Origin of the sequence: Saccharomonospora saliphila YIM 90502 (assembly GCF_000383795.1) — a bacterium.
Classification (GTDB): domain Bacteria; phylum Actinomycetota; class Actinomycetes; order Mycobacteriales; family Pseudonocardiaceae; genus Saccharomonospora; species Saccharomonospora saliphila.
Genome location: NZ_KB912633.1, coordinates 1 through 4,645, shown reverse-complemented (window position 1 = coordinate 4,645; position 4,645 = coordinate 1). Strand labels below are relative to the sequence as shown.

Below are 4,645 nucleotides of genomic sequence, written 5' to 3'. Positions count from 1 at the left end.
GGCCGCCACGGCACCGCCCACCGGTGCGGGCGGGCGCCACCCGAGGGCGTGCAGCGCGCCGTAGCCGACGCCGACCGTGGTTCCGGTGACCAGCCCGAGCAGGGCGCCCAGTCCGGACTTCCGGCTCTCCTGCTCCTGCTGGTCCCCGGGCAGCCGGGTCCCCGCCGCCTCGCTGAGCTTGTCGATGGTCTGCTGGGGCGTGGTGCTGGACGGGCGGCCACGCAGGACCATGTCGAGATAGGTGGCCGCGTGCAGCGCGGTGGTTCCGGCGGCGCCGGCCGCGGCACCGCGCGCGATCGAAGACAACATGCGCGGCGAATACCCGGCCGGACGCCGGACGAACCGGGCGTGTACGCGTACGCCCACGGCGGGTGACCGACGGCGCCGGGGCTTTCAGCCAGTGAAAACCTCGACCACACTGTGTTGAGGGGCGTCACATGGCCGTGTGACTATCCGACGATGACCCAGCGAACGACTCCTCCGTTTCGTGCTGACCACGTCGGAAGCCTGTTGCGGCCGCCCGAGCTGCACGAGGCCCGGCAGAAGGCGGCGCGGAACGAGATTACCCCGGCCGAGTTGAAGGCGGTGGAGGACGCCGCGATCCGCGACGTCGTCGCGGCCCAGCGCAAGGCGGGCCTCCGGTCGGCCACCGACGGCGAGTTCCGCAGGTCGTCCTGGCACATGGATTTCATCTACCAGCTCGACGGGGTCTCGCAGAGCGACGAGAAGCTGCACGTCAAGTTCCACAACGCGGCGGGTGACCTCGAATTCAGCCCGCCCGGATTGCAGGTGGACGGCAAGGTCGGGCTGAGTGAGCCGATCTTCGCGGAGCACTTCGATTTCCTGGCCTCGGTCACCGACCCTGAGGTGACGCCGAAGCTGACGATTCCGTCGCCGAGCATGGTGTACTACCGGGGCGGGCGCACGGCCGTCGACGAGACGGTCTATCCCGACCTCGAGGACTTCTTCTCCGACCTCAGCGTGGCCTACGGCAAGCAGATCGCCGCGATGGGCGAGCACGGCTGCCGCTACCTCCAGCTCGACGACACGAGCCTGGCCTACCTCAACGACCCGAAGCAGCGCGAGCTCGTCGCCCGCATGGGTGGCGACGCCGACACCCTGCACCTGCGCAACATCAAGACGATGAACGCCGCCCTCGCGCACAAGCCCGACGGCATGGCGATCACCACGCACCTGTGCCGGGGCAACTTCCGCTCGTCGTGGGCGGCCGAGGGCAGCTACGACTTCGTCGCCGAGGCCCTGTTCAACGAGCTCAACGTCGACGGCTACTTCTTGGAGTTCGACGACGAGCGCTCCGGCGGATTCGAGCCGCTGCGGTTCGTGCCGAAGGGCAAGTACGTGGTGCTCGGCCTGGTGACCACCAAGCGCGGTGAGCTGGAGTCGCTGGAGTCCCTCCAGCGGCGCATCGAGGAGGCGTCGCGCTACATCGACGTCGACCAGCTCTGCCTGTCGCCGCAGTGCGGCTTCTCCTCCACCGAGGAGGGCAACGACCTCACCCGCGACGAACAGTTCCGCAAGCTCGAACGCATCGTCGAGACGGCGGACAAGGTCTGGGGCTGACCCCTCCTTACTGTTGTCATGCCGTCAAGGCCTCCTTTACTGCACTCAACGCAGTCAAGGAGGCCTTGACGGCACCCGACGGCGCGGCGGACGCCTTCCCAGCGCGTCGCGGCGGCACCGTACTCCCGTGGGGGAGGGCGTTGCGCCGTGCGTGACCGGGAGGTTGGGTAGGGCTGTGCGGCACAACGCGGGAGCCTCGGTGAGCGTGGTCGGCCGGGTGCTGGACGTGTTCGACGCGTTCAGCCCGCACCGGCCCGTGCTGACCCTGTCGGAGCTGAGCAGGCGCGCCGGGCTTCCGCTGTCCACCGCGCACCGCCTCGTTCGCGAGCTCACCGAGCACGGCGCGCTCGAACGCGACGCCGACGGCGGCTATCGCATCGGGTTGCGGTTGTGGGAGATCGCCTCGCTCGCGCCGCACGGTGCCGCGCTGCGGGAGAGCGCGCTGCCGTTCCTCGAGGACCTGTACGAGGCCACCCACCAGAACGTGCAGCTCGCTGTCCTCGACGGCACCGAGGTCGTCTACGTCGAGCGCATCGCAGGCCGCGAGGCCATCCGCATCCAGTCGCGGGTCGGCGGGCGACTGCCGTTGCACGCCACCGGTGTGGGGCTCGTGCTGCTGGCGTTCGCGCCGCCGGAGGTGCAGGAGCGGGTGCTCGCCGCGCCACTGCGGCGCTACTCGCCGAAGACGCTCGCCGAGCCCGTCCGGCTGCGCCGCGCGCTGGCCGACGTCCGCCGCGACGGTTTCGCCATCAGTGACGGCCAGATCGAGCTGGACGCGCTCTCAGTCGCGGCGCCCGTGTACGGGGAGGGCGACACGGTGGTCGCGGCCATCTCGATCGTCGTGCCCTCGGCCGGTACCGACCCGTGGACGCTCGTGCCCGCCGTCCGCGCCGCCGCACGCGGCATCTCCCGCGCCTTGGGCGCGCCCCGCGCGGCGCACCGGCCACCCGGAACCGATCCCGACACCACCCGAGCGGAGTAACATTTCCACTCAGCGGGAGGCACGGTGGCTGACCGCCCGGGCGGGCTTTCACCCTTGTCCCACTGCCGCACGGACGTGCGGGGTTCCGCGAGGCCCCGGACAGTCGGCCGGGTACTCGACGCGACGACGCGAAACGGAGGACATGTGACCGACACCCGGGTTGGCATCGTCGGAGCGGGCCCCGCGGGCCTGCTGTTGTCGTACCTGCTGCACTTGCAGGGCATCGACGCGGTCGTGCTCGAGGCGCGCAGCCGCTCCTACGTCGAGCAACGCGTCCGCGCCGGAGTATGTGAACAGCCGACCGTCGACCTGCTGCGCGAGATCGGTGTCGGCGCCCGGATGGATGCCGAGGGGATGCCGCACCACGGGCTGTCCCTGCGGTTCGACGGCGCCGACCACAGGATCAACCTCACCGAGTTGGCGGGCCGGTGCATCACGGTGTACGGCCAGCAGGAGATCGTGAAGGACCTCATCGCCGCGCACGAGGAGAAGGACCTGCCGATCGAGTTCGAGGTCTCCGACGTCGCGCTGCACGACCTGGACGGTGAGACGCCCCGTATCACCTACACCGACGCCGCGGGCAACGCGCAGGAGCTGCGCTGTGGTGCGATCGCGGGGTGCGACGGCTTCCACGGCATCAGCAGGTCGTCGATCCCGGACGGGGAGCTGACCGTGTACGAGCGGCACTACCCGTTCGCCTGGCTCGGCATCCTCGCCCGCACACCGCCGTCGCACGAGGAACTGATCTACACCCACCACGAACGCGGGTTCGCCCTGCACAGCATGCGCTCGCCGGAGATCACCCGGCTGTATCTCCAGGTCGACCCGAACGACCCACTCGAGGACTGGCCGGACGACCGGGTGTGGTCGGAACTGCAACAACGCCTGGCCACCAGGGACGGGTTCAGCCTGAGGGAGGGGCCGGTGCTGGAGAAGAGCATCACGCCCATGCGCAGTTTCGTGGTCGAGCCCATGCAGTACGGCCGGTTGTTCCTCGCGGGCGATGCCGCCCACATCGTGCCGCCGACGGGGGCGAAGGGCATGAACCTCGCCGTCGCCGACGTGCGCCACCTCGCGCACGCGTTGAAGCTCCTGCTGCGCGACGGTGATCCGGCGCCCGCCGCGGCCTACTCCGAGACGTGCCTGAGCCGGGTGTGGCGAGCCGAGCACTTCTCCTGGTTCATGACGTCGATGTTGCACACCGACCCGGACAGCGACGACTTCGGCCGCCGACTGCAACTGGCGCAACTGCGTTACACGGCGACCTCGCGCGCGGCGGCCACGAGCCTCGCCGAGAACTACGCCGGGCTCCCGTTCGAGGGCCGCTGAGGACGCCACCGGCCCATCCGGCCCGGGCGAGTCGACCGGGCGGGAACAACGCCGCCTCGCGCGTGCTCACCCGCCCCGGGACGCCCGTGCGCACGAGGAGGCGAGTACACGGGCACGAGGGGGCAACTCGCGCGCACGAGGGGGCAACTCGCGCGCGGGAAGGGGCAACTCGCGCGCACGAGGGGGCGACTCGCGGGTGGGTGGTCAGGCTTCGTGTTCGGTTCGGGGGGTTTCGGCCCAGGTGGTGTGGAAGGTGCCCGCGCGGTCGACGCGGCGGTAGGTGTGCGCGCCGAAGTAGTCGCGCTGTCCCTGCACCAGTGCCGCGGGCAGCCGCTCGGCGCGCAGGCCGTCGTAGTAGGCCAGGGCCGTGGCGAAGCCGGGAGTCGGGATGCCCAGCCGCACGGCGGTGGAGACCACCGAGCGCCAGGCGTCCTGCGCCCGCTCGACGGCGGTGTGGAACTCCCCGCTGGTCAGCAGGGTCGGCAGCGCAGGGTCCTCGCGGTAGGCGGCGCGGATGTCGTCGAGGAAGGTCGCCCGGATGATGCAACCGCCGCGCCAGAGCGAGGCGACCGCGCCGAGATCGATGTCCCATCCGTACTCGGCGCTGCCCGCCTGGATCTGGTTGAACCCCTGGGCGTAGGCGACGACCTTGGAGGCGTAGAGGGCCTGCTCGACGTCGTCGGCGAACCGCTCGGCCTCCGCGCCCGTGAGCGGCGCGCGGGACGGACCGGCCAGGCCGCGGGCGGCCGAGCG

3 protein-coding genes and 2 pseudogenes are annotated in these 4,645 nt (G+C 70.9%); 3 read left to right on the top strand and 2 right to left on the bottom strand.

What is annotated here, in order from left to right:
- A pseudogene (locus tag SACSA_RS25700) lies at window positions 1-309 on the bottom strand (hypothetical protein); the annotation flags it as partial.
- Window positions 310-459: 150 nt separating this feature from the next.
- On the opposite strand from SACSA_RS25700, the gene SACSA_RS0104780 reads away from it, so the two are divergent.
- The 3 genes from SACSA_RS0104780 (at window position 460) to SACSA_RS0104770 (ending at window position 3,892) form a co-directional block, all read left to right on the top strand.
- Entirely contained in the window at window positions 460-1,581 is a 1,122-nt protein-coding gene (locus SACSA_RS0104780) for a 5-methyltetrahydropteroyltriglutamate--homocysteine S-methyltransferase (RefSeq protein WP_028661546.1), read from the top strand.
- Between the two features lie 175 nt (window positions 1,582-1,756).
- Window positions 1,757-2,563 (top strand): IclR family transcriptional regulator, encoded by an 807-nt coding sequence (locus SACSA_RS0104775; RefSeq protein WP_019813980.1) that lies wholly within the window; start codon window positions 1,757-1,759, stop codon window positions 2,561-2,563.
- A gap of 144 nt (window positions 2,564-2,707) precedes the next feature.
- Window positions 2,708-3,892 (top strand): 4-hydroxybenzoate 3-monooxygenase, encoded by a 1,185-nt coding sequence (locus tag SACSA_RS0104770; RefSeq protein WP_019813978.1) that lies wholly within the window; start codon window positions 2,708-2,710, stop codon window positions 3,890-3,892.
- A 204-nt stretch (window positions 3,893-4,096) separates the two neighbouring features.
- Here the strand turns inward: SACSA_RS0104770 and SACSA_RS0104765 are convergent.
- A pseudogene (locus SACSA_RS0104765) lies at window positions 4,097-4,645 on the bottom strand (NADP-dependent phosphogluconate dehydrogenase); the annotation flags it as partial.